This is a genomic window from Fundidesulfovibrio sp. (genome assembly GCF_058402725.1).
Genome location: NZ_JBZVFJ010000009.1, coordinates 11863 through 35710 on the forward strand (window position 1 = coordinate 11863; position 23848 = coordinate 35710).

The following is a 23848-nucleotide window of genomic DNA, read 5'->3' on the forward strand; positions in this document are numbered from 1 at the left end:
CTCAGCTCGCGGCCTTGCGCACGGCGGCGCAGACGATGTCCTGGTCTTCCGGCGTGAGATACGGCCCCATGGGCAGGCTGAGCACCTGGGCGCTGGCCTTTTCGGAGACGGGGAAGTCGCCCGGCTTGTGGCCCAGGCGGGCAAACGCCGTCTGGAGGTGCAGGGGGCGCGGGTAGTAGACGGCCGTGGGCGCGCCCGCTTCCTTCAGGGCGGCCTGCAGGGCCTCGCGGCGCTCCGTGAGGACGGTGTACTGGGCCCATGCGCTCCTGTACCCCTTGGGGATGCAGGGGACGGTCACGCCGGTTCCGGCCAGGCCCGCGTCGTAGCGGGCGGCCGCGGCCTGGCGCAGTTCCACCTCGGCGGGGAAGGCCTCCAGCTTGGCCAGCAGGATGGCGGCCTGGAGGGTGTCGAGCCTCGCGTTCACGCCGATGCGCACGTTGTCGTACTTGTCCGAGCCCGCGCCGTGCACGCGCAGGGACTTGAAGACCCTGGCCAGTTCCGCGTCGTCGGTGAACACTGCGCCGCCGTCGCCGTAGCAGCCAAGGGGCTTGGCCGGGAAGAAGCTAGTGGCCCCCACGTGGGCCAGGGAGCAGGCCTTGCGCCCGTCCAGCTCGCCGCCCAGGCCCTGGGCCGCGTCCTCGATGACGGTCAGGCCGTGGGCCTTGGCCACGGCGTTGAGGCGCGGGTAGTCGGCGGGCAGGCCGAAGAGGTCCACGGCGATGACGGCCTTGGGCGTGAGCCCTTCCCGGGCCTGCGCGGGCAGGGGGTGGGCCTTGGCGTCGCCGGTCTTGAGGGCCGTGACGGCGCGCTCCAGGGCGTCGGGGTCGATGTTGAAGGTGCGCGGGTCGATGTCCACGAAGACCGGCGTGGCCCCGAGCAGGCTCACCACCTCGGCGGTGGCGATGAAGGTGAAGGGGGTGGTGAACACGGCGTCGCCGGGTCCCACGCCCAGGGCCATGAGGGGCAGAAGCAGGGCGTCTGTGCCCGAGGCAACGCCCACGCAGGCCTTGGTCCCGACGTAGGCGGCCAGTTTTTCTTCCAGTTCGGCCACTTCGGGGCCGGAGATGTATTTGCCGTGGGCCAGGACGGCGTCCATGCGCTCGCGGATGCGGGCTTCGAGACGCCGGAACTGTTCTTTGAGGTCGACGAAGGGGATCATGGCGGGAGCTTCCTTTTGGGCGCGTGCGGCGCGCGCACATCTAAGCCCGGCGCGCGGCCCCGGTCAAGTGCTCCCGGAAGGGACGGGCCCGGCGCTCATTGACACGGCGGGGGCTATGAGGTCAAAGACCGGCCCATGCGAACCGATCGTGCGTCCCTGGAGGATCTGTTCCGGCGTCCCGGCGTCCACATGTGGCTCCAGGCGGCCCTGGTGGTGGCGGCCGGAGCGCTCCTGGCGGCTTTCTCGGAGCGCATCTACGTGAACAACGGCCTGGGCTGGGACGGCGGGGTCTACGCCCACCTGGCCCTGCGCTTCGACGAATTCCTGGCCACGGGCGCGACGCCCTATCCGGTGAGCTATTTCCGCTACCTGCCCAGCGCGCTTGTCTTCCTGGCCATGAAGGCCGCAGGCGCGGCCATGACCGTGCCGGGCGTGATCGCGGCGTTCCAGGCGGTGAACATCGCGCTCTACGCCCTGATGGCCCTGGCCTGGAACGGCGTCGCCAACACCCTGGGCATCGGCCTGCGGGGGCGCTGGACGGGGTTCGTGTTCCTGTTCGTCAACTACGCGGTGCTCAAGTTCTCCTTCTACTATCCCACGCTCACGGACACCCACGGCCTGGCCTTCGCCACGTTCATGCTCTGGGCCTACGTGTCCGGGCGACGCTGGACGCTGGCGCTTGTCTCGGCGGCGGGCCTTTTCGTCTGGCCGGTGCTGCTTCTGGCGGGGGCGTGCCTGCTCCTCTTCCCCCGGCGGGATCTCTCCGGAGGGGAAGCCCGGCCCTGGCTGGGGGGCGCGGCCGCCCTGGCGGGCCTGGGCGCGGCGACGCTGAACGCGTGGCCCCTCAATATCGAGGGGATCGAGCAGGTGTTCTACACGATCCTCCCGCTGACCTTCGCGCTGTCGTTTGCCTATCTGGGCTGCCTGCTGCTGGCCGTCTGGGGGGCGCCGGGGCTCCTGGACGCCTCGCGCTCGGGCCGGGAGATGCGCCGGGCCGCCCTGCTACTGGCCCTGGGAGGGGCGTGCCTGTTCCTGATGGCCCGGTACGCTCCGGGGACGGGCGGGGCGCTCAAGAACTACGCGCGGGAGGTCCTCCTGCACGGCTCGCGCAGGCCCCTGGAGTTCCTGGTGGCCCACACGCTCTACCTGGGGCCGGTGTGGCTGGTCGCGCTGTGCATGCCCCTGCGCGCCGGGGCGGGCGTGGCCCGCCTGGGCTGGGGCATGGCCCTGGCCGTGACGCTCCTGGGCTTCCAGGCCGTCAACCCGCTCACGCGCCAGTGCATCGTCATCCTGCCGTTCCTGGCGCTTCTGGCCGTGCTGGCTCTGGAGGGGCTGCGTCCGGGGCGGTGGTTCCTGGCGGGCCTCACCCTGCTGGGCCTGCTGCTCTCCAAGGTGTGGTACCGCATCAACTACAACGTGGACACCACCGTCTCCGGCGAGGTCAATCCCGTGTTCTGGCCGCGCTTCACCGACAGCACCGGCTACTACATGCAGACCCCGGACTACGCCGTGCAGGGGGCTTTCCTGCTGTTCTGCACGGCCTTCCTCTATCTGTATTTCCGCACCGTCCCCCGCGCGCCGGAGGGCGATGCGCCCCAAGGAGGGCGCCGTGCGTCCTGAGCTGCTTGCCTTCCTGCGCTGTCCCGAGGACGGCTCGACCCTGGACCTGCTGCCCGTGGAGCACTCCCGCGACAGGGAACCCGGCGACGTGGCCTTCGGCCTGCTGCGCTCCGCCGGGGCCAGACGCTTCTATCCCGTGCTGGCGGGCGTGCCGGTGATGCTCCCGGGCAGCGTGCCCCCGGAGCTTCTGGAGCGCGCCTCCCTTGAAGGGGCGGACCGCGAAGCCTGCCGGGCCTGCCTGAGCGCCCCGGGCGAAGGCTTCTCCTTCTCGGGCGAGTGGCGCGAGTTCTTCGATCGCGGCGTCACGCGCACGTGGGGCTGGCTCACCACGGAGCGGCTCTCCATGGCCCTCCTGGAGGCCGGCGTGGACGAGGCCTTCTTCCCGGGCAAGACCGTGCTGGACGCCGGATGCGGCCACGGCCTGCTCACCGGGGGCTTCGCCTCCCTGGGCGCGGTGACCGTGGGGCTCGACTACTCCGAGTCGCTCTTCGCGGCCGAGGCGCGCAGGCAGTCGCCCGACGTGCACTTCGTGCGCGGCAGCGTGCTGGCCCCGCCCCTGGCCCCCGACGCCTTCGATCTGGTCTATTCGAGCGGCGTGCTCCACCACACCCCGGACACCCGCGAGGCCTTCCGGCGCATCGCCGCCCTGGCCCGGCCCGGCGGCCTGCTCTACGTCTTCCTCTACCGCTGGACCCTGGAGCCCCTGCCCTTCGCCTACAACGCGGTCACCGAGGCCCTGCGCCTGGTGGTCAGCCGCCTGCCCGAGCGCTGGCAGCGCCGCGCCGTGGCGGCCTTCACGGCCCTGGCGGCCCCGGCCCTCAGGCTGGCGGGCGACTACCAGAAGCGCAGCCGCGACGAGTTCTTCGTGAGCGTCTACGATTCCATCACCCCCCGCCACGCCCGACGCCACACGCCCACGGAACTGGCCTGCTGGTTCTTCGAGAACGGCTACGGACCGGCGGCCCTCACCCACTGGGACAACCACAACGGCTTCGGCATGGCCGCCCGGCGCGTCCCCCAGGAGCGCACCCCCGGCGTCAACTACGGCCAGGGGCGCTCGGGGCGTCGCCGCTGGCGGTAGGGCTCTCCCATGATCCAGGCGGACGACCCCAGGCCCGTGGTGGCGCACTTCGTGCGCAAGTCCACCCATTTCCGGGCCAGCTTCATCAAGAACCAGGTGGAGAGCCACCGGCGCTACCGCCCCGTGCTGGCCTTCCGGGAACTCTCCCGGCGCGACGACGGCGGCTTCGCCGCCTTCGACCTGGAAGGCTTCCCCTGCCTGGACCTGAGCCCAGGCCACACCTGGCTGGAGGAGCAGCTTTTCCGGCGGTTCTTCCGCATCGGCCGCCGCGACGTGGACCGCGCCCTGGAGTTCCTGCGCGCCAGCAACGCCACAATGCTCCACTTCCACTACGGCACCGACGCGGGCATGTACGCCCAGGTGATGCGCCGCTCGGGCCTGCCCAGCGTGGCCTCCTTCTACGGCTACGACTGCAGCTCGTTCCCGCGCATGCTCTGGGGCTACGGCGGCCGGTTCCTGCGGGCCACGGTGTTCCGGCACGCCACGCGGGTGCTGGCCATGAGCCGGGACATGGAGCGACTGCTCCTGGAAGCGGGGTGTCCTCCAGAGAAGATCGTGGTGCACTACTACGGCACCGACGTGGACCGCTTCCTCCTGCCCGAGGACTTCGAGCGCCCCGTCCGCGAGGCCCCGGTGCTCCTCACGGTCTCCTCGCTCCAGCCCTACAAGGGGCATCTCTTCCTGCTCAAGGCGCTGGCGAAGCTCGCGGCCTCGGGCGGTCCCGATTTCCGCCTGCGCATCCTGGGCGACGGCGAGCTGGCGGGAGATATCCGGGACTTCGTGGCGCGAAACGGCCTGGAGGACCGCGTGACCATGCTGGGCATGCTGGAGTACGCCTCCGGGGCCTTCATGGAGGAGTTCCGCCAGGCCGACGTGCTCTGCCACACCAGCGTGACCACCCCCGACAACGTGCAGGAGGGCATCCCCGGAGCGCTCATCGAGGGCATGGCCTCGGGGCTGCCCGTGGTCTCCACCTGCCACGCGGGCATCCCCAGCGTGGTGGAGACGGAGCGCACCGGGCTCCTGGTGCGCGAGTGGGACGTGGACGCCCTGGCCGACGCCCTGGCCCGGGTGCTCACCTCGGCGGAACTGAGGCGCTCCCTGGGCCGGGCCGCGCGCCGCCACGCCGTGGACCACCTGCGGCTCGAGGACCGGGAGCGGCATCTCGAGGCGCTCTACGACCGGCTGCGCGCCGAAGCCGGGGACCCTGACGCCCCGCGCTGACCCGATCTTTCCGCCGCCGGCCCTCCGCCGTCGGCCCAGTTTCGCGTATCGTTCGCCCCGCAGCGTCCGGACGCCCCGCACTGGGGATCGTCAGCCCGGTGAACCCGGACACGCCTCGCCGACCTTTCCTCACTCTTCCAGAAGCACCCGCTCGTAGGCCGGGACCACGGCCGACACGTCGAAGCGAGCCCGCACGCTTTCGCGCACGGCCTCGCGGTCGAAGGGGTGTTCCACGGCCCGGAGCAGGGCGCGGGCCAGGGCCTCGGGATCTCCCGGGGCGGCGGTGAAGCCCGTCACGCCCTCCTCCACGATCTCGCGCACGCCGCCCGGACAGCGGAAGGCCGCCACGGGCGCGCCGCAGGCCCCGGCCTCCAGGAGGGCGTTGGGGAAGGGGTCGTAGGAGGAAGAGAGGGCCACGGCCCGGGCGCGGGCCATGAAGGCGTGGGGGTTGGCCGCGAAGCCGGGCATGTCCACGCGGTGGGCGATGCCGAGATCGCGGGCCAGGGCCTCCAGGGAAGGGCGCAGGGGGCCGTCGCCCAGGAGCGCCAGGCGGGGGAAGTCGCGCGGCAGCAGGGCGTAGGCCTTGAGGAGCAGGTCGAAGCGCTTCTGTAGGGCGAAGCGTCCGGCGGCCGTGACGAAGGGTTCGCCGGGCAGTCCGGGGACCGCCTCGCGCCCGGCGCGGGCCACGCCGTCCACGTCTACGGGGTTGGGCAGCACGCGCATGCGCGTCGGGTCCAGGCCGTAGTCGCGCACGAACTCGTCCTTCATGTCCAGGGACTGGCAGACCATCAGGTCCAGGACCGGGTAGACCCGGCGCGTGAGGGCGTCGAAGAGCCCGGGGAAGCGCAGCTCCTGGTGGGAATGGCTCAAGAGCGAGGTTTCGCGCCCGATGAGCCGCGTGCCCCGGGGCAGGAAGGGCTTGCACAGGCCCAGGAGCAGGTTCAGGTGGCTGTGGGTGGCCATCACGGCGTGGGGGCGCACGCGGCGGATCAGGCGGATCATGGCCGGGGGGGCGGTCGCGTGGTTCTTGCAGCCCATCTCCACCACGGGGAAGTCCGGGGGCAGGGCGTCGCGCAGGGGGCCTCGGCGCACGGTGAGGGCCAGCAGGGGGTCTATGCGCGCGCGGTCCAGGCGGGGCAGGAGCACGGTGAACACCCGCTCGGCCCCGCCGATGTCCAGGGAAGGGATGAAGAAGAGGATCTTGCGGGCCATCAGGTCGTTTTCTCCCGCGCGCCCCGGGCCAGGGAGGCGTAGAGCGCGGCGTAGTCCCGGGCCACGCGGTCCCAGGAGTGGTCCCTGGCGAAGTCGAGGCGCGCGCGCAACGCCTCGGGGGCGTCGGGCGCGCCGAGGGTCTCGCGCAGGGCGCGGGCCATGGCCGCCTCGTCGCCCAGCGGGCAGACGCGGGCCACGCCGGGGCGGGCCACGTCGCGCACGCCCGGGGCGTCGAAGCAGACCAGGGGCAGCCCGGCGGCCAGGGCTTCCAGGAGCACGATGCCGAAGGTTTCCAGGAGCGAGGTCATCACGAAGGCGTCGGCGGCCTTGTAGAGATCGAGCAGGGCGTCGGGGGGCAGGGAGAAGTCCCTGGACGGCGCGCCCAGCTCCTCAACGAGCACCAGCCTGCGGCGGCGCTCCGGGGCCAGTGCGGAGGCGTCCAGGGTCGAGACGCCGCGTCCTGCCACCACCCACCATGCGTCGTGTCCGGCGTCCAGGAGCCCGTCCAGAAGCCCGGGAATGATCCGGTAGTTCTTCTTGGGGTGGTTGCGCCCCACGGTAAGGAGCACCTTGGCGTCCCCCGGGATGCCGTGGGCGGCGCGCACGGCCTGGCTGTCGCGCGGCGCGCCCAGGCGCTCCACGTCCACGCCGTTTGGGATGCGCGCAATGCGCTCCCCGGGCGCGCCCAGGGCCAGGTATTCGCGGGCCACGGTCTCGCTGATGGCCACCAGGGCGTCGTAGCGGGGGTATCCCCGCTCGATGAGCCGGGCCAGGGCGGGGTCCAGGCGGTAGCCGTAGCCGATGTCGGGCTCTGCCTGGATGTCCTCGCCGGAGCAGCGCAGCACGGCGGGCACGCCCAGGCGGGCGAAGAGCCCGGAGAGGTAGGCCCCGTAGGGGTAGCCGCCGTTGACCTGCCAGACGTCGTAGCGCAGGCGCAGCTGCTCGGCGGCCACGAAGGCGCAGACGGCCCACTTGCTCAGGGGGTAGGTCTGGCGGACCTTGTAGAGCCGGGGAAAGGCGCGCAGGCGGTAGGGCGGACGGAAGGGCAGGCGGCCCGGGCCGCAGCAGTAGAGGCTGACGTGGTGCCCGGCCAGGGCCAGGCGCTGCGAGACGTTGTGCACGCAGACTTCCAGGCCGCCCAGGCTGTCGGCGAAGTGGTGGCAGAGTTGGGCGATTTTCACGGTGCTTGCCTGGGGCGGGCTTATGGCACAGCCCCGGCGGGGTGTAAATCGCGGGGGCTTCGCGCGGGCGCGGGGCCTGGGTGTCTGCGGCGGTCCAGACCAGTTGGTCGCCCGGGGGCTTTGCGCGGGCGCGGGGCCCGGGCCGTGTCGCGGGACTAGCCGGACATCCCTGCCGCTTCGCGCAGCCGCTCCACGTACTGGGCGTCGATCACCCGCGTGGCGGCCTGGTCCAGGATGTCCCGGGAGGCCCTTCCGCGCGCCTCGGGGGTGAACGCCAGGCAGTCCTGAACGCAGCGCGCCCAGGCCTCGGGCTCCAGGGGCCGCACGAAGCCGTTCACGCCGTCTCGCACCCAGCGGTCGAACACGCCGGGGATGGAGTTGGTCACGCAGGGCGTGCCGCAGGCCAGGGCCTCCAGCACCGGGGTGCCCAGGGCCTCGTAGGTGCTGGGCATCAGGTAGGCGTCGGCGGCGCGGTAGAGGTCCTCCGGGCGCTCCACGAAGCCCGGGCGCAGGCTCACGCGGTGCGCAAGGCCCATGGCGGCCGCGTCGCGTTCGATCTCCCTGAAATAGGCCTGCTGGCGTTGGGCCAGCGGCCCCGTCTCCACCAGCGGCCCGGCCAGGAGCAGCCGGAAGCGCTCCGGCAGCCTGGCCAGCACGTCCAACAGGAAACGCTGGTTCTTGAGCTTGCGGAACTTGGCCACGTAGACCAGCAGCGCGTCCCCCGGAGCCATGCCGGGCCAGGCGCGTTGGCGCAGCGCGTCACGGTCGGAGAGGTCGAAACGGTGGCGCGCCTCGTCCACGGGGTTGGGGCGGCACCAGATGCGCTCCTCGGGGATGCCGTGGCGGCGGCATACGTCGGCCAGCAAGGGCGAGATGCACACCATGAGCGAGCGTCGGGGGAAGCCCGGCCCCAGCAGCCGGGAGACGATCCAGGGCTCGTACTGGCGCGGGTCGTCGGCCAGGTTCACCAGTTCCACCAGGCAGGGCTTGTCCTTGAGCTTGGCCCAGGTGAGCGCCGCCGCCGTGACGTGGTTGTTGCCGAAGACGTGGAACACGTCGAAGCGCGCGCTCCTGGGCGCGAGCCAGCGCCAGACGGCCGTGGCCTCCAGGAGGTAGTCGGCGCGGGAGGCGGCCACGTTGAAGAGGTAGCGGGCGCGGGAGACGGGGCGGTCCTCGCCGGGGTCGCCCTGATGCAGGCCGCTCACCTTGCGGGCGATGCGCGTCACGCGCGAGCCCTCGTGGACGTAGGCGAGGCACTCGTTGTGGGTGACGGAACTCGTGAGCACTTCGTAGTCGGCGGCCCCGGAGGCGGCGAGGCGGCGGTAGGTGGCGTGGGCGCGCAGGGCCGAGCCCGCGTACTCGGGCGGAAACTTGGAGCTGGCCACCAGCACGTTCACGGGGCGGTGCGCGCCGGGCATGGGCCTAGACCGCGGCGTGGAAGACGAGGCTGTCGTCGAACCCGGCCAGCAGGGCGCAGGGGGGCACGCGCACGCGGCATTTGGGGTCGAGGGGGTTGAGCGAGAAGGAGGTGGGGATGAAGCGCGCCGAGAGGCCGTGGCGGGCCAGCAGGGCGGCGATGTCCTTGCGGCGGTAGTGGCGCAGGTGGGTGGGGTCCTGGCTGATGGCCGGGGGCAGCCCGCCCAGGGCCACGCGCACCCGGGAGATGAAGGAGACCACGTTGGGCACGCTCAGGAGGAGGGTCCCGCCCGGGCGCGTGACGCGCCGCAGTTCGCGCATGTAGTTGTCCGGGTCGGCCAGGTGTTCGAGCACCTCGAAGGAGACGCAGAGGTCGAAGGAGGCGTCGGGGAAGTCCAGCGCGTCGCGCTCCAGGTCGAGCTTCTGGACCTTCTCGCACAGGGGCGCGGCCAGGGCCAGGGCCTCGGCGGAGATGTCGGCGGCGCACAGGGGCCCCGCGCCCTCGGCCTGGAGGAAGGACAGCCAGCGTCCGGTGCCGGGTCCCACGTCCAGGCAACGTTTGCCGGGCAGGGAGAGGGCGCGCAGGAAAGCGGCGATGGCGCGGTCCTTGTGGCCCAGGCTCGCGGCGTCGAAGCGGTAGGCGGCTTTGGCCTGGGCGGCCAGGCGCTGGTCGAAGCGGGTTTCGACGGCACGTTTCACGGGGGCTCCTGGTTCTCCGAAGGTGTGCTCCAGCTTAGGCCAAAGTCCGGGGGCTGGTCAAACGGCGCGCCTTGCCTCGCCCGGTGCGATGGGTTAGGCCGTGGGCCATGGCTGAACGGCGGGCATCCCTGGACTGGCTCAAGGCGCTTCTCATAACGTTCGTGGTGGTGTGGCACGCCAGGCCCTGGCTGCTGGACGCCCAGGCCCCCTTCCTGGCGAGGGCGTGTTTCGGCTTCTTCTATTTCCATGTGACCACCCTGGCCGTGCCCACGTTCCTTCTGGTGTCGCTCTATCTCTATCTTCAGGGCCGCGAGGCGAAGCCGGGCTCCTTCGGCCGGCGCATGGCGCGCCTGGCCGGGCTTTACCTGTTCTGGGCGGGCGCGCAGTGGTTGACGTCCTGGGCCTTCACCGGAGAACTCGCGCCGCTGACCTTCTCGTACGTGCTCCAGGGCGGGCCGGGTCTTCCCTATGTGGGGGGCTCGGTCTTCTACTTCCTGGTCGATCTCCTGGCGCTCACCGCGCTGGCTGAGGGCTATGCGCGCCTGAGCCCGGTCTGGCGCGCAAGGGTCGGCTGGGCCATCGCCGGGTTCGCGACGGGTTTCGTGGCCCTGGAGCAGGCCTACGGCATCAACAGCTACATCGGGCTTGAATTCTTCGTGCTCTACGTGCCGGCGGCCTTTCACGCCAAGGAACTGGCCCGCCACAGACGCGCCTTCGCCCTGGCCTGGTTCGCCTTCGCCTGCCTGGAGTCCTGGCTGATCGCGGTCCACGGCCTGGAGGTGCGCACCTACTGCCGCTACTCCAACATCTGCGGGGCTCTGGCGCTCATGGGTTTTGCGCTCTCCTGGGATCTCCCCCGCCAGCGCGCGGTGGAGACGCTCTCGCGTCTGAGCCTGGGCGTCTTCGCCGTGCACAAGATCCCCCAGAGCGTGGCGCACATGGCCCTGGCGGCACTGACCTCGCCCCAGGCCGCGGCCGCGCCCTCCAACCCGCAGCTCCTGGCGCTCTTCGCCTGCACCGTGCTGGGCACGGCCGCCATCCTCCGGGCCATGGACCGCTCCCCCCTGCGGCGCTTCATCCGCTGAAGGCAACCGGGCGACTTCCTTGACGCACAAGGCGATTCTCACTAAGGACCGGGGGGTCCGGAAACCGCCGGACCAGGCACGCGCCAAGCGCCAGGACCGCTCCACGTCCCGGCGACACATCCCAGGTCCCGCAGGGGCCGGCAAGAGCGGCGGACCGGCCCGCCCTGGAGTCCTCCCGTGAAACGGGTCGTCTTCCTCACAGCCAAGGACAAAATCTCCGACTACCTGGCCACCCCGGTGCGCCACAACCGCCGCCGCCTGCGCGAGCTGGGCCACGACGTGCGCTTCCGCCACGACGCCTCGCCCGCCGGGCTGGAAAGCGACATCCTCTGCCTGGTCTCCAAGCCCGTCATGGACCTGGCCGGGGAGCGCGCCGCCTTCTTCGAGCCCGAAGGCAGGCTGATCCGTTTCCTGGGCGAGTGCCGCAGGCGGGCATCCAAGCTCGTCTGGTTCGACCTTTCCGACAGCACGGGGGTCACGCACTTCGAGCTCCTGCCCCATGTGGACCTCTACCTCAAGAAGCAGCTGCTCAAGGACCGCGCGCTCTACAAGAAGCCCTTCGTGGGCGGGCGCATCTATTCCGACTACTACCACCGCGTCTTCGGCGTGGAGGACGCAGCCCCCTTCGAGCAGTTCCATCCCCTGGACGAAGCCGACTGGCCCAAAGTGCACCTCTCCTGGAACATCGGCATGGGCGACGTGTTCAACGGCTTCACGCGCTACAGCTCCCTGCGCAGGCAGCTCCCGGACCTCCTGCCCCCGCGCTACGCCGCGCCCTTCGTGGACCCCGCGTCGCCCCGTCCCCAGGATTTTTTCCTGCGCACCACCGCCGACATGGGGCGCGCGAGCGTCTCCTTCGATCGCAAGACCCTCATCGAACGCCTGGACGCCCTGCTCAAGGCCCGGCCGGAACTCACGGGCTCGGTGCGCGGCCAGCTCCCCGTGGCGGGCTATCGCAAGCATTTCCCCTTTTTGCGCCACAAGGCCTTCAACTGGCTGCCCGGGCTGCCGGGCATCGCGGAATACCGCCGCCAGCTGGCAGGCTCCAAGCTGAGCTTCGGCCCCTTCGGCTGGGGCGAGCTCAACGTGAAGGAATACGAAACCATGATCCTGGGCGCGGCCCTGGTGCGCCCGGACATCTCCCACATGGAGACCTGGCCCGACATCTTCGTGCCCCACGAGACCTACGCCCCCTACCGCTGGGACTTCAGCGACCTGGAAGACGTGGTGCTGGGCCTGCTGGGCGACGACAAGGCCCGCGTCGCCCTGGCGCGCAGGGGGCAGGAGGCCTACCGCGACACGGTCTCGCCCGCTGGCATGGAACGCTTCTGCCGCTGGTTCGTCCGGCAGATCGAACGCTAACCGCCCGGAACAGCCGCCCTGGACGCGGCCCCGGCGCAGAAGGAATACATCCCATGAATCCGACAAAACCGCGCGTGGCCGTCGTCGGCTCCGGCTACTGGGGCCGAAACCTCGTGCGCAACTTCGCGGCCCTGGGCGTGCTGGCCGCAGTGTGCGACCGCGACGAGGCAAGCCTGGAGGCAGTGCGCAGGCAGTATCCCGGCGTGCGCACCTGCATGGCCCTCAACGAACTCCTGCGCGACCCCGACATCGACGCCGCCGTCATCGCCTCGCCGGCCGAGACGCACCACCCCGTGGCCAAGGAGCTGCTCCTGGCGGGCAAGCACCTCTTCGTGGAAAAGCCCCTGGCCCTGGACGAGGCCTCGGGCCGCGAGCTGGCCGAGCTGGCCGACGCCCAGGGGCTCACGCTCATGGTGGGGCATCTCCTGCGCTACCACCCGGCCTTCAACGCCCTGGCCGACCTGGTGCGCTCCGGGGCTTTGGGCAAGATCAACTACATCTATTCCCACCGCCTGAACCTGGGCAAGATCCGCCGGGAAGAGAACATCCTGTGGTCTTTCGCGCCCCACGACATCTCCATGATCCTGGCCCTGGCCGGGGAGGAGCCCGAGAGCGTCTTCGCCACGGGCGGCAACTACCTCCACCGGCGCATCGCCGACGTGACCACCACCCATCTGGACTTCCCCTCCGGGCTCAAGGCGCACATCTTCGTCTCCTGGCTGCACCCCTTCAAGGAGCAGAAGCTCGTGGTGGTGGGCGAGCGCAAGATGGCCGTGTTCGACGACACCCTCCCCTGGGAGGACAAGCTCCTGCTCTTCCCCCACGAGATCCGCTGGGAGGGCAACGTGCCCGTGCCCGCCAAGGCCCAGCCCGAGCGCGTGCCCCTGGAGCAGGGCGAGCCCCTGCGCATGGAGTGCCAGCACTTCCTGGACTGCCTGGCCACGGGGAGCCGTCCCGTCACCGACTCCGAGGAAGGCCTGCGCGTGCTGCGCATCCTCAACGCGGGGCAGCGCTCCCTGGACACCGGGCAGGCCGTGCGCCCCGGAGCCGGGACCCCCGGCCGCTTCCCGGCCGGGGTCTTCGTGCACGAGACAGCCGTGGTGGACAAAGGCGTGGCGCTGGGCGAAAATGTGAAGATCTGGCACTTCTCCCACGTGCTCTCGGGCTCCGAGGTGGGCGAGCGCTGCAACGTGGGCCAGAACGTGGTGATCGGGCCGGACGTGCGCGTGGGCTCGGGCTGCAAGATCCAGAACAACGTCTCGGTGTACAAGGGCGTCACGCTGGAGGACGACGTGTTCTGCGGCCCCTCCATGGTGTTCACCAACATCATGAACCCGCGCGCGCACATCCCGCGCATGCACGAGCTGCGCTCCACGCTCATCCGCAAGGGGGCCACCCTGGGGGCCAACTGCACGGTGGTCTGCGGCCGCACGGTGGGCCGCTACGCCTTCGTGGGCGCGGGCTCGGTGGTCACGCGCAACGTGCCCGACCACGCCCTGGTGGTGGGCAACCCGGCCCGGCGCATCGGCTGGATGTGCGCCTGCGGCGGCCGCCTGGACGAAACCCTGGCCTGCCCCGACTGCGGCCAGACCTACCAGGAAGGCCCCGAAGGCCTCGTGCCCAGGCAGTAGAACCATGGGGCTCATCGACCGCTACGTCCTGCCCTCGCTGAACGTGCTGGCCAGGGAGCGCTGCCTCAAGGCGCTCTGGCTCGAATGGCGCGACTACTTCGCCACTGCCCGGGAACTGCGACGCCAGCTGGCCGCCTCGGGCCTGCGCACGCCGCTTGCGGCCGAGCGTCCCTGCCTGGGAGAGCGCACCGAGTCCTCGGGCCGCTTCGGGCGCTACATCTACCAGGACTCCTGGGCCTTCTCCCACGTGCTGCGCGAACGCCCCGAGTGGATGGCGGACGTGGCCTCCTCGCGCTACTTCGTGGGCTTCGCCGCCCAGGCCGCGCGGGTGGTTTCCGTGGACCTGCGCAACGTGGACGGGGGCATGGAGAATTTCACGGCCCTCAAGGCGGACATCCTGGCCCTGCCCTTCGGGGACGGCTCGGTCCCGCTCGTCAGCTCGCTTTCAGTGCTGGAGCACGTTGGCCTGGGCCGCTACGGCGACGCCCCGGACGTGCACGGCATGGCCCGGGCCGCGCGGGAGATGGCCCGGGTGGTCCGCCCCGGCGGGCTGGTGCTGGCGGCCTTCCCGGCTGGGCGCGAGGACCGGATCGTCTACAACGCCCACCGGGTGCTAACGCCCGAGTCGTCCCGGTCGCTCTTCGCGGGGCTCGACCTCGTGGACGAGCGCTACGCCCTGGGCGACCGCATCTGCTCCCTTGACGAGTTCGACCGCCTGGGGCGGCCCTACGCCTACGGCTGCTACGCCTTCCGGAAACCCTGACGATACGCCCGCATCAGACGTAAAAGAGCCCCCCGCGCCGGAGCGCGGGGGGCTCTTTCCTTTCGCCGTGGCGGCCCGGCTCAGGCCTGGCGCTTGCCCACCAGCACGTCCTCGATGAGCACGTGGTCCAGGCTGGAGTTCACCAAAATCTCCAGGGCGTCCATGGAGCCCATGGCGATGGGGTGGCCGTGGATGTTGTAGGAGGTGTTCATCACCGCGCCGCGCCCGGTGAGGGCCTTGTAGCGGGTGAGCAGTTCGTGGAATCCGGGGTTGTAGTCGCGGTTCACCACCTGGGCGCGGGCCGTGCGGTCGGCGCGTTGCAGGCAGGCGACCATCTCCTCTCGGGCCTCGGTGGTGTCGAAGGTGAACATCATGTAGGGCGAGAGTTCCGGGGGCAGGGTGGGGGGCGCCGCCAGGTAGCGCTCGGCGTCCTCGCGCAGGATGGCCGGAGCGAAGGGCATCCAGAAATCGCGCTGCTTGATGAGGAAGTTCACGCGCTCCACCATCTCCAGGCGGCTCGGGTCGCAGAGGATGGAACGGTTGCCCAGGGCCCTGGCCCCGAACTCCATGGGCCCGGCCACGCGCGCGAGGATCCTGCCCGAGGCGATCAGTTCGGCGGCCCTCTGGTGGGGGTCTTCAAGCTTCTCGAAGGTGCAGTCTCCGGCGTAGCGGGCCTTGGCCTCCTCCAGGTCGTAGGCGGGGTCCGGCCCCAGGGTGAAGGCCTTGAAGTCGGGGAATCCTCCGCCGGAGGCCTCGTTGTGCAGCAGGAAGGCGCAGCCCAGGGCGTTTGTCTCGTCGCCGCAGGAGGGGAAGACGTTGATGGAGCGCACTTCGGGAAGGCGGCTCAGGCGCTGGTTGAGCTTCACGTTCATGAACACGCCGCCGGAGCAGAGCAGGTCGCGGATGCCGGTGCGCTCCATGCAGGCCTTCACCCAGTCGGTGACCAGTTCCTCGGTGAAGCGCTGCAGGCCCCCGGCCACGTTGTCGAAGCGCTGGCGGCGCAGGTCGCGGGCGAGGCGCTTGTTGCAGATGGTGGTGCTCTCGGGGATCAGGCGCTTGAAGAGCATGGGGTTGGCCGGGTCCAGGCCCACGTACCCGGCCAGGATGTCGCGCACGCGCGCGGTGTGGCGCTCGGGCACGTAGGGGGCCATGCCCATGAGCTTGTATTCGTGCTCGTGGGGCGTGAAGCCCAGCAGGTGCGTGATGTTGGAATAGAGATTGCCCACCGAGTGCCCGGTGGGCGTGGCGGCCACGGTCTCCAGGCGTCCCTGGCGTCCTATGGAGACGGTGGCGCACACGCCGTCGCCGCCGCCGTCCAGGGTGAGCACCAGATAGGGGCGCTCATGGTCGCGGCCCAGCCCGTAGTAGGCGGCCGCCGCGTGGCAGAGATGGTGGCCGGGTCGGCGCAGGTTCTTCTCGGGCAGCTGGAACTCTTCCAGCGCTTCGCGGACCATGCGGGCCACCGAGGGCTTTTTGAGGGAGGGCTTGATGAGGGCCTTCACCTCGTCGGGCAGGGCGCGGCAGGCCAGGCCCTTGCAGGACTGGGCCAGGGTGGGCTTGCGCGCGGGCTCCAGGCGGGCGTCGTAGCGGGCCTGGAACTCGGCCTTGGAGTGGAGCACGTCGTCGCGGCCGGGGATGCCCCAGAGGGCCAGGGACGCCAGCTCGCGCGGGTGGCGGGTCTTGAGGTAGGCCAGGGCCTGGGCGGGAAAGCCCATGAAGCCTTTTTGGCGGCAGAGGCGTTCCTCCTCCACAGCCAGGACGATCTTGCCGTCCTGGAGCAGGCAGACGGAGGCGCCGATGCCGATCTGGATCGCGAGGATGTTCATGGAATGTCCTTATCTGGTCGCGCGCGGTCGGAGCGCGCGCGGGACGCCGCGTGTTCACGCGCGTTCCGGGTCTGTCATGGGGCGTCGGGAGTTGTCAACGGAGGGGACGGGAGGAAAAAACGCGGGAACGGGGTTGACAAAAAACTGCGGGCTCCGTAAGAACGGCTTCCCCGTTTGCGGAGGTCTATTCATGTACGCGATTGTTGAAACCGGCGGTAAGCAGTACCGTGTCGAGGAAGGCGCCAAGATCACCGTGGAGAAGCTCCCGGTGGAGGCTGGCGCCGAAGTGGCCCTGGAAAAGGTCCTGCTCGTGGGAGCCGAAGGCGGCCTGAAGGTCGGCGCTCCTTACGTGGGCGGCGCCAAGGTGACCTGCGAAGTGGTCGAGCATCTGCGCGGCCCCAAGGTGGTGGTCTTCCACAAGTGGCGTCGCAACGACTCCCACAAGAAGACCGGCCATCGCCAGGATCTCACCACCCTGAAGATCAAGGCGATCACGGCCTAGGAGGCTTCTCATGGCTCATAAAAAAGCAGGCGGCAGTTCGCGCAACGGCCGCGACAGCGCCGGACAACGCCGCGGCGTGAAGCGTTTCGGCGGTCAGGCCGTGAAGGCCGGCAACATCCTGGTGCGCCAGCTGGGCACCAAGTTCCACCCCGGCGAGAACGTCGGCCTGGGCCGGGACTTCACTCTCTTCGCCCTGGTGGACGGCGCGGTGGTCTTCGAGAAGTACACCCGCAACCGCAAGGTGAAGACCCGCATCCACGTGGTTCCCGCCGCGGCCTAGCCCGCAGGCACGGAATTCGGGCGGCCCCTCCGTGGGGCCGCCTTTTTTTGCGCTCTGTCCGGAGCCCCCCAGCCGATTGACCGGGTCGCAGCCTGCCGCGCCCGGCCGCGAGCCTGTCCCCGCGCCCCGGCCTGGTGTTCCCACCCGCTGTACGAAGGTGGGAATCCCTTGCATGGTCCGGCGTTTGCATGGCATGCAACCCGGAAGGGAGCGCCATGGCGGACAAGGAACACAAGAAGATCATCATCAAGAAGGTGAAGAAGGGAGGCCACGGCGGCGCCCACGGCGGCAGCTGGAAGGTGGCCTACGCCGACTTCGTCACGGCCATGATGGCCTTCTTCCTGGTGATGTGGCTGGTCAACTCCCTGCCCAAGGAGAAGCGCGAGGAGATCGCGCAGTATTTCCAATCCTTCAGCCTCCTGGACACCGGCGGCAAACCGGGCCTCATCCCGGCCACGGACCTCTCCCAGATCGCCCAGCCCCAGAATCCTCCCTCCATCGTGGAGCCGCTCTCCGAGACGCCCTCGGGGCCTGCCAAGGAGAAGTCCGAGGCCGAGAAGGCCGCCGAGGCCGTCAAGGAGGCCGTCGAGGCCAAGGTGCCCGACCTCAAGGACCAGATCATCGTCAAGACCGAGGCGGACAGGCTCATCGTGGAGGTGGTGGAGGACGCCAAGGGCAAGCCCCTCTTCGCCCTGGGACGCTCCGACCTCACCCCCGACGCGCGCCGCGCCCTGGCCGCCGTGGCCCCGCAGTTCGCCAAGGCGGGCAAGGGCCGCCTGGTCGTGGAGGGACACACCGACGCCTACACCTACGCGGGCGAGCGCTTCACCAACTGGGAGCTCTCCACCGAGCGCGCGGCGGCCGCACGGCGCGAACTGGAAAAGGCCGGAGTGGCCCAGGACGCCGTGGGCCAGGTGACCGGGTTCGCGGCCACGCGGCCGTTCGTGCCCGAGAACCCCTTCGACCCCAAGAACCGGCGCATCCGCCTGGTGATGGAGACCCCCAAGCCCCAGGAGGCCCCCCAGGCCAAGCCCGCCGCCGCGTCCCCCAAGGGCAAGGAGAACATCTTCGCCAAGCCCCAGGAGCCGCCCGCGCCGCCGCCCTCGCCCATCCCTCAGGAAAAGCGGGAACTGCTGGACCGGCAGATCGAAAGGCTTTACGACGAGACCATCAAAGGCAAGCAACCCTAAACGGCACGGATACTTCAGAGCATGTTCGCCATCATCGGCATCGTCACGGTCCTGGGCGCGGTCATCCTGGGCTACACCCTGGAGAAGGGCAACTTCGCGGTGCTCTGGCAGCCTGCGGAGCTGGTGATCATCTTCGGGGCGGCCTTCGGTTCGCTGATCCTGGGATCGCCCAAGGAAGTGGTGATCGGGGCGCTCAAGGGCCTGGGCGGCGCTTTCGGGGCCTCCAAGACGAGCAAGGCCTTCTTCCTGGACATGCTCATCATGCTCTCCATGCTCTTCATGAAGATCCGCCGCGAAGGCCTGGTGGCCATCGAGAAGGACATCGAGGCCCCGGAATCGAGCCAGATCTTCTCGGCCTTCCTCAAGAACAAGTCCAACAAGTTCATCGTGGACTTCGTCTGCGACACCATGCGCGTGTTCTCCACCGTGAACATCGAACAGCACGAGTTCGAGAACATCATGGAGGCCGACATCGAGGCCTACTCCCACGAGGCCGTGGCCCCGGCACAGGCCGTGAACAAGATGGCCGACGCGCTGCCTGGCCTGGGCATCGTGGCGGCGGTGCTGGGCGTGGTGATCACCATGGGCTACATCTCGGAGCCCCCCGAGGTGATCGGCCACCACATCGGCGCGGCGCTGGTGGGCACGTTCCTTGGCGTGCTCATGTGCTACGGCGTCATCGGCCCCATCGCGGCCAACATGGAAACCAAGGCCCGCGAGGGCGAGCACTGCCTCATCGTGGTCAAGTGCGCGCTGGGGGCCTTCGTGGGCGGCAACCCGCCCCCCGTGGCTCTGGAAGCCGGGCGCAGGGCCATCCCCAACCATCACCGCCCCTCGTTCGCGGAGCTGGAAGAAGCGGTGAAGGCCTCCAAGGGCAAGTAGCGGATGGCCCGCGAGCCGCTGATCCGGGTGCTTCTGGCCGAAGACGTGCCGGTGCTTCGCCTGGGCATCCGCATGCTCCTGGCGGGCTTTCCGGACATCGTGGTGGCGGGCGAGGCCGCCGACGGTCGGGAGGCCGTGGACAAGGCCCTGGAGCTCAAACCCGACGCCGTGGTCATGGACCTCTCCATGCCCGTGCTGGACGGGTTGGAGGCCATCGCCCTGATCCGTCCCCTTCTGCCCGGCACGGGCATCCTGGCCCTGACCGGCCATGAGGATCCCGCCCTGGTCCGTGCGGCCCTGGAGGCCGGGGCGCACGGTTTCCTGCTCAAGGACGCCCAGCCCCAGGAGTTGGCCCAGGGAGTGCGCGCCGTGGCCCGGGGCCAGCGTTTCGTGCCCCAGCGCCTGGAGGCCCGGCTGCAAGGCGTCTGATCGCCCCCCGGGGGCGGGCGCAAGCGCTCGGCACGCCCCCTCCTGCTCCGACGAACCTTCCGTTGCCGTGCGACGAGCCTTTTCCCGTCCTGCTGCGACGAAACTCACGTTGACGCGAAGCAATTGCCGGGTCCAGGGGGAGGCTCTCCCCCTGGTGGGTCCAGGGCGAAGCCCTGGCCGCCGGAGGCTTCGCCGCTCTTCCCGCTCTGCCCGTTCTGCCCGTTCTTCCCACACTGCCGCGAACCGCTTCAGCCGACGGGTCGACCGGCGAGTTCCCGCCGGAATGCCGCCAGGGCTTCGTCCAGCCGGTCCATGGCTTCCCGGGCCAGTTCCGGGTTGGCGTCCCGGGCGGCCTCGTGGAGGCGCGCCCCGGCCTCGTTCACTGTAGCGAAGCGGAAGAGCATGGCCGTGCCTTTCACGTCGTGGGCGGCTTTGGCGAGGCTTTCCAGGTCGCCCTGGTCCAGGTGCGCCCGGGCCTGGGCGCAGCGTTCGGCCAGGAAGAGGGCGGTCTGTTCCAGGGTGTTCCTGTCGAAGACGGCCTGGGCGGACCGGGCAGCTTCAGGTGCGGGGGGCGCGCCGCCCAGCCGGTCCACGGCCTTGGCCAGGTCGTCCAGGGAGACGGGCTTGGGCAGGTAGTCGGTCATGCCGGCCTGGAGGAAACGCTCGCGATCGCCGCGCATGGCGTAGGCGGTCAGGGCCAGCACGGGGGTGCGTGCGGCCTCCTCGCCGCACGCGCCGTCGCGCAGGCTGCGTACGGCCTCCAGGCCGTCCATGCGCGGCATCTGCACATCCATGAGCACCAGGTCGAAAGGTTGCTTTCGCAGGAGTTCCAGCGCCTGTTCGCCGTCTGCCGCCGTTTCCACGTGGTGCCCTTGGGAGGCCAGGAACTCGCGGTAGACGTGGCGGTTGTGCGGGTTGTCCTCGGCCACGAGGATGCGAAGGCCTGCCGTGCGGGCCTCGGAAGGGCGGCTGACGGACGTTTGCAGGGGTGCATCCCGGTCGGTCTGTTCCAGAACGGCCGTGAAGCGGAAGGAACTGCCCTGACCCTGGACGCTCTCCACAGAGATGTCGCCGCCCATGAGCAGCGTGAGTTCGCGGCAGATGGCCAGGCCGAGACCCGCCCCCTGGTAGGCCTTGGAGAAGGAGGAGTCCGCCTGCCGGAAGCTGTCGAAGATGGAGTCCATGGAGTCCGGGGGGATGCCGATGCCCGTGTCCTGCACGGAAAAACCCAGGATCACGTCCTTCCTCATGCGGCCGGCCACGACGAGGCTCACGCGCACGGCGCCCTGCGCGGTGAACTTCACGGCGTTGTCCATCAGGTTGGAGAGCACCTGTCCCAGGCGCAGCGGGTCTCCCAGGAGGGTGTCGGGCACGTCGGGAGCAACCTGCGCCGACAACTCCAGTCCCTTGGCCCCGGCGCGGACCAGGAGGGGGGCCATGGCCTTGTCCAGCACGTCGCGGGGCCGCAAGGGCTTGCGGTCCAGCACGAGCTTGCCGGCCTCCACGCGGGAGAGATCCAGAACGTCCCCGACGATGTCCAGGAGGGTCTGGGCCGAGTCGGCGATCATGCGCATGTGTTGCGAGGAGCGTTCCTGGCCTGTCTGCCGGGTTGAAAGCTCGGCAAGGCCCAGGATGGCGGTGAGGGGCGTGCGGATTTCGTGGCTCATGTTGGCCAGGAACTCGCTTTTGGCGCGGTTGGCGGCCTGGAGTCGGTCGTGTGCGGCGCGCAGGCGTTCTTCGCTCTCGTAGAGGCGGCTAACGTCCTGGAGCGAGACAAGGAGCCTGTTGCGGGACTGCTCGTGGCCGGGCATGGGCCGCACGCCCGCCACGGCGTGGCGCAGGAGGCCGGAATGGGTGCGTATACGGCACATGGCATGGGGGATATGGCCGGTGAGCAGGGCGGAGCGCAGGGTGTCCAGGGAGATGTCGGCCATGGGCGCGAGGACCGTCGGAAGGGTGCGGGCCAGCCCTTCCTTGCCCGAGGCGCCGAAGAAGGCCAGGGCGGCGGGGTTCGCGTCCTGCAGGCGCACCAGGCGCAGGCAGTCGAGCAGGAGCTCCGGTCCGGCCATGTCCAGCGAGCCCTTTGCCCGCGCGGCTTCGGGGGAGGCCAGAAACCGGATCAGGGGGGCCACGTCGAGTTCCAGAAAGGGCACGGGGGAGGCCACGAAGAGGCTGCGGAAGCGCGCTTCGCTGCGGTGGAGACGGTGGTTGGCCGCTTCCAGGGCGGCGGTGCGCAGGGCCACGCGGTGTTCCAGGTCCTGCTTGAGGGTGTCCAGGTCCTTGGTGACGGCCTCGAGGCGTTCGGCGGCGGACCGTGCTTCCGCCTGGGCCTGGTCGCGCTGAAGCGCGGCGATTTCCAGGGCGTCCCGGGAATCGCGCAGGGTTCTGGCCAGCGCTCCCGCTTCCCGGGGCGCCCGGGCCAGCCGGTCCAGTTCGGCGCGGGGGGCGTCGGCCTGGGCGCCGTTCAAGGGGGGGGCGGTCGGTTCCCGTCCGGCCAGCCGGGACAATTCGGCGAGGGGCCCGGCAACGCGCCGGGTGAAGCGCCATGCCAGGAACGCTCCGGCGGCAACCAGGGCAGCCAGGGCGGCGTGGAGCCCTCCGTCCAGGCTGTTCGTGTCTCCCCGGAGTTCGGCGGTGTCGAGGACGAGGCCCAGGGTCCGGTCGGCGTGGGGCAGGAAGGAGGTGAAAACGGTGGCGTCGCCCCAGGGACCCTGGAAGCGCAGACGCGCGGGGGCTCCGGCCGGAGACGCCGCCTGGGCGATCTCCCGGGCGTGGGCATCCAGCAGGTCCTTGAAGCGGGGCGGGACGAGCAGGGGCTCCTGGCCTTCGCGCGCCAGAAGAAATAGGCGTCCCTCGCGGCCGAAGCGCACGGCGGAGAGGGCCTCCTGCACTTCGTTGTTCATCTGGCCCGCGAGCTCCAGGGATCGGCTCTCGATGCGCCCGAAGGAGGTGCTGACGCCCACGGTCCAGCCCCAGGGCTCGTAACGGACGAGGCTGGCCAGGTGTTTGCGGTTCTGCGCGGCCTCCTCGCCCGGCCACCAGACCACCATGGATTCCATGGGCTGCGGCGCGGCCCCGGGGCGCGCCCCGGGGGGCCAGAGGCGGGACCAGGAGGTTCCGGCCAGGCCGGGCTCGGTGTGGACCGTGAAGATGCTTGCGGCGTCCAGGACGAACAGGCTGACGCCTGCCTCCCTTGCCGCTCCGGACAGGGACTGGAGCGCGGCGGCGGCCGCCCGCTCCCCCTGGACGCCGCGCTGGCGCTCCTGGTCGAGGAGAGACGTGAAGAGGTTCAGGAAGGTCTTGTGCAGCGAGCGCAGGGAATCTACGGCCTCCCGGCGCAGGTCCAGGATGTCCTCGTTGCGTTCGTGGACGAGCAGGGCGGCCTGGGAGAGGGCCTGCACGGCCCGCTCGGCGCTCTGGTCGGAGAGCACCTGGGCCGTCTTGTGCCGGGCGATGCTCAGGGCGGTCAGCGCGGAGGCGCCGGCGAGCACGGTCACGAGCAGGATGGTCCGGGCCTGCAGGGAGAGGCCGCGCGGGAGTCCCACCTAGTTCACCACGCGCTGGAAGGAAACGTCGGGCCGGTGGAAGTAGAATTCCACCCGGCGGTTCTGGGCCGCGCTGGCCGCGTCGAAGGCGGGGGTGAGGGGGAGGGTGTCGCCCAGTGACACGGCGCGCACCCGGCCCGGGGCGATGGCCCGGTCCTGGAGGAGGGCGCGCACCACTGCCCCGGCCCTGGCGCCGGAGAGCTCCCATACCGAGGGGAAGGGGCCTCCGGCCTGTTCGCCTGGCAGGCTGTGGCCGCGCACCATGAGGTTGAGGTTGAAGCTTTTGAGCACCTCGCGCACCTCTTTGATCACCCTGTCGGCCTGAGGGGCCAGCTCGGCGGAGCCTGGCTTGAACATGACGTCGTTGTTGACGCGCAGGAGCACGCCGGAGTCATCGGAACTGACGCCGGAACTCTGTTTGAGGAAGGGGTCGTCGGTGATGATCTTCTTGAAGCGCATGGCGATGGCGAATCGCGCGGCCTGGTCCTCGGTGAGTTCCTTGCGGGCCTGGTCCGGGTCGCCGGTGAGGGCGGAGTTGGGGTCTTCCACCACCTTGCCGAGTTTTGTGTCGGCCTTGAAGTAGGTCTCGATGGCCTTCTGCACGTCCTTGGGCACGATGTTGAGGATCCACATGAGCAGGAAGAAGGCCATCATGGCCGTGACGAAGTCGGCGTAGGCCACCTTCCAGCTGCCGCCGTGGTGCGACGGCAGGCTCCTGCGGGACCGGAACACCCGGGGGGCTGCGGATTTGGGCTTCATGG

General features: G+C 70.2%; 20 protein-coding genes. 12 read left to right on the top strand and 8 right to left on the bottom strand.

From position 1 onward, the window contains the following. Position 1: 1 nt before the first annotated feature. Positions 2-1159, bottom strand: a complete 1158-nt coding sequence (locus ACV4UX_RS02465; protein WP_491591748.1) for a DegT/DnrJ/EryC1/StrS family aminotransferase — start codon at positions 1157-1159, stop codon at positions 2-4. 135 nt (positions 1160-1294) lie between these two features. Between ACV4UX_RS02465 and ACV4UX_RS02470 the strand changes: the two genes are divergently transcribed. The 3 genes from ACV4UX_RS02470 to ACV4UX_RS02480 are packed head-to-tail and all read left to right on the top strand — an operon-like array spanning position 1295 to position 5084. After that, positions 1295-2779, top strand: coding sequence for a hypothetical protein (locus ACV4UX_RS02470; RefSeq protein WP_491591749.1), 1485 nt, complete (start codon positions 1295-1297; stop codon positions 2777-2779). Further along, a complete protein-coding gene (locus ACV4UX_RS02475; protein ID WP_491591750.1) occupies positions 2769-3860 on the top strand; it encodes a methyltransferase domain-containing protein in 1092 nt (363 codons plus the stop codon). Before ACV4UX_RS02470 ends, ACV4UX_RS02475 begins: the two co-directional genes overlap by 11 nt. A gap of 9 nt (positions 3861-3869) precedes the next feature. Beyond that, entirely contained in the window at positions 3870-5084 is a 1215-nt protein-coding gene (locus ACV4UX_RS02480) for a glycosyltransferase (RefSeq protein WP_491591751.1), read from the top strand. Positions 5085-5213: 129 nt separating this feature from the next. On the opposite strand, the gene ACV4UX_RS02485 is transcribed toward ACV4UX_RS02480, so the two are convergent. The 4 genes from ACV4UX_RS02485 to ACV4UX_RS02500 form a co-directional block, all read right to left on the bottom strand. After that, the gene (locus tag ACV4UX_RS02485; RefSeq protein ID WP_491591752.1) at positions 5214-6296 is read right to left on the bottom strand and encodes a glycosyltransferase; all 1083 of its coding nucleotides are present in this window, start codon (positions 6294-6296) and stop codon (positions 5214-5216) included. Then, entirely contained in the window at positions 6296-7477 is a 1182-nt protein-coding gene (locus ACV4UX_RS02490; protein WP_491591753.1) for a glycosyltransferase family 4 protein, read from the bottom strand. Before ACV4UX_RS02490 ends, ACV4UX_RS02485 begins: the two co-directional genes overlap by 1 nt. A gap of 155 nt (positions 7478-7632) precedes the next feature. Beyond that, entirely contained in the window at positions 7633-8895 is a 1263-nt protein-coding gene (locus tag ACV4UX_RS02495) for a glycosyltransferase family 4 protein (protein ID WP_491591754.1), read from the bottom strand. Between the two features lie 4 nt (positions 8896-8899). After that, a complete protein-coding gene (locus ACV4UX_RS02500; RefSeq protein WP_491591755.1) occupies positions 8900-9592 on the bottom strand; it encodes a class I SAM-dependent methyltransferase in 693 nt (230 codons plus the stop codon). A gap of 107 nt (positions 9593-9699) precedes the next feature. On the opposite strand from ACV4UX_RS02500, the gene ACV4UX_RS02505 reads away from it, so the two are divergent. The 4 genes from ACV4UX_RS02505 to ACV4UX_RS02520 all read left to right on the top strand — a co-directional run bounded on the left by ACV4UX_RS02505 (position 9700) and on the right by ACV4UX_RS02520 (position 14433). Beyond that, a complete protein-coding gene (locus ACV4UX_RS02505; protein ID WP_491591756.1) occupies positions 9700-10677 on the top strand; it encodes a hypothetical protein in 978 nt (325 codons plus the stop codon). 177 nt (positions 10678-10854) lie between these two features. Further along, positions 10855-12039, top strand: coding sequence for a hypothetical protein (locus ACV4UX_RS02510; protein WP_491591757.1), 1185 nt, complete (start codon positions 10855-10857; stop codon positions 12037-12039). Positions 12040-12092: 53 nt separating this feature from the next. Further along, positions 12093-13670, top strand: coding sequence for a Gfo/Idh/MocA family oxidoreductase (locus ACV4UX_RS02515; protein WP_491591758.1), 1578 nt, complete (start codon positions 12093-12095; stop codon positions 13668-13670). Between the two features lie 4 nt (positions 13671-13674). Continuing rightward, the gene (locus ACV4UX_RS02520; protein WP_491591759.1) at positions 13675-14433 is read left to right on the top strand and encodes a DUF268 domain-containing protein; all 759 of its coding nucleotides are present in this window, start codon (positions 13675-13677) and stop codon (positions 14431-14433) included. Between the two features lie 80 nt (positions 14434-14513). Here ACV4UX_RS02520 and ACV4UX_RS02525 read toward each other — a convergent pair whose 3' ends face one another. Next, positions 14514-16259, bottom strand: a complete 1746-nt coding sequence (locus tag ACV4UX_RS02525) for a carbamoyltransferase C-terminal domain-containing protein (RefSeq protein ID WP_491591760.1) — start codon at positions 16257-16259, stop codon at positions 14514-14516. A gap of 190 nt (positions 16260-16449) precedes the next feature. Between ACV4UX_RS02525 and rplU the strand changes: the two genes are divergently transcribed. From rplU to ACV4UX_RS02550, 5 genes are all read left to right on the top strand, one after another. After that, a complete protein-coding gene (rplU, locus tag ACV4UX_RS02530; protein ID WP_173083975.1) occupies positions 16450-16761 on the top strand; it encodes a 50S ribosomal protein L21 in 312 nt (103 codons plus the stop codon). Between the two features lie 10 nt (positions 16762-16771). Continuing rightward, complete coding sequence (rpmA, locus tag ACV4UX_RS02535; RefSeq protein ID WP_173083973.1) at positions 16772-17041, top strand: 50S ribosomal protein L27; 270 nt, start codon at positions 16772-16774, stop codon at positions 17039-17041. Positions 17042-17256: 215 nt separating this feature from the next. Then, positions 17257-18231 (top strand): flagellar motor protein MotB, encoded by a 975-nt coding sequence (locus tag ACV4UX_RS02540; RefSeq protein ID WP_491591761.1) that lies wholly within the window; start codon positions 17257-17259, stop codon positions 18229-18231. A gap of 21 nt (positions 18232-18252) precedes the next feature. Then, positions 18253-19113 carry a flagellar motor stator protein MotA gene (gene motA, locus ACV4UX_RS02545; RefSeq protein ID WP_491591762.1) on the top strand — a complete coding sequence of 287 codons (861 nt, stop codon included), beginning with the start codon at positions 18253-18255 and terminating at the stop codon, positions 19111-19113. Between the two features lie 3 nt (positions 19114-19116). Then, positions 19117-19542 (top strand): response regulator, encoded by a 426-nt coding sequence (locus tag ACV4UX_RS02550; protein ID WP_491591763.1) that lies wholly within the window; start codon positions 19117-19119, stop codon positions 19540-19542. A 248-nt stretch (positions 19543-19790) separates the two neighbouring features. Here ACV4UX_RS02550 and ACV4UX_RS02555 read toward each other — a convergent pair whose 3' ends face one another. Together ACV4UX_RS02555 and ACV4UX_RS02560 are read right to left on the bottom strand one after the other, a co-directional pair. Further along, positions 19791-23087 (bottom strand): response regulator, encoded by a 3297-nt coding sequence (locus tag ACV4UX_RS02555; protein ID WP_491591764.1) that lies wholly within the window; start codon positions 23085-23087, stop codon positions 19791-19793. Next, a complete protein-coding gene (locus ACV4UX_RS02560; protein ID WP_491591765.1) occupies positions 23088-23846 on the bottom strand; it encodes an OmpA/MotB family protein in 759 nt (252 codons plus the stop codon). Between the last annotated feature and the right edge of the window lie 2 nt (positions 23847-23848).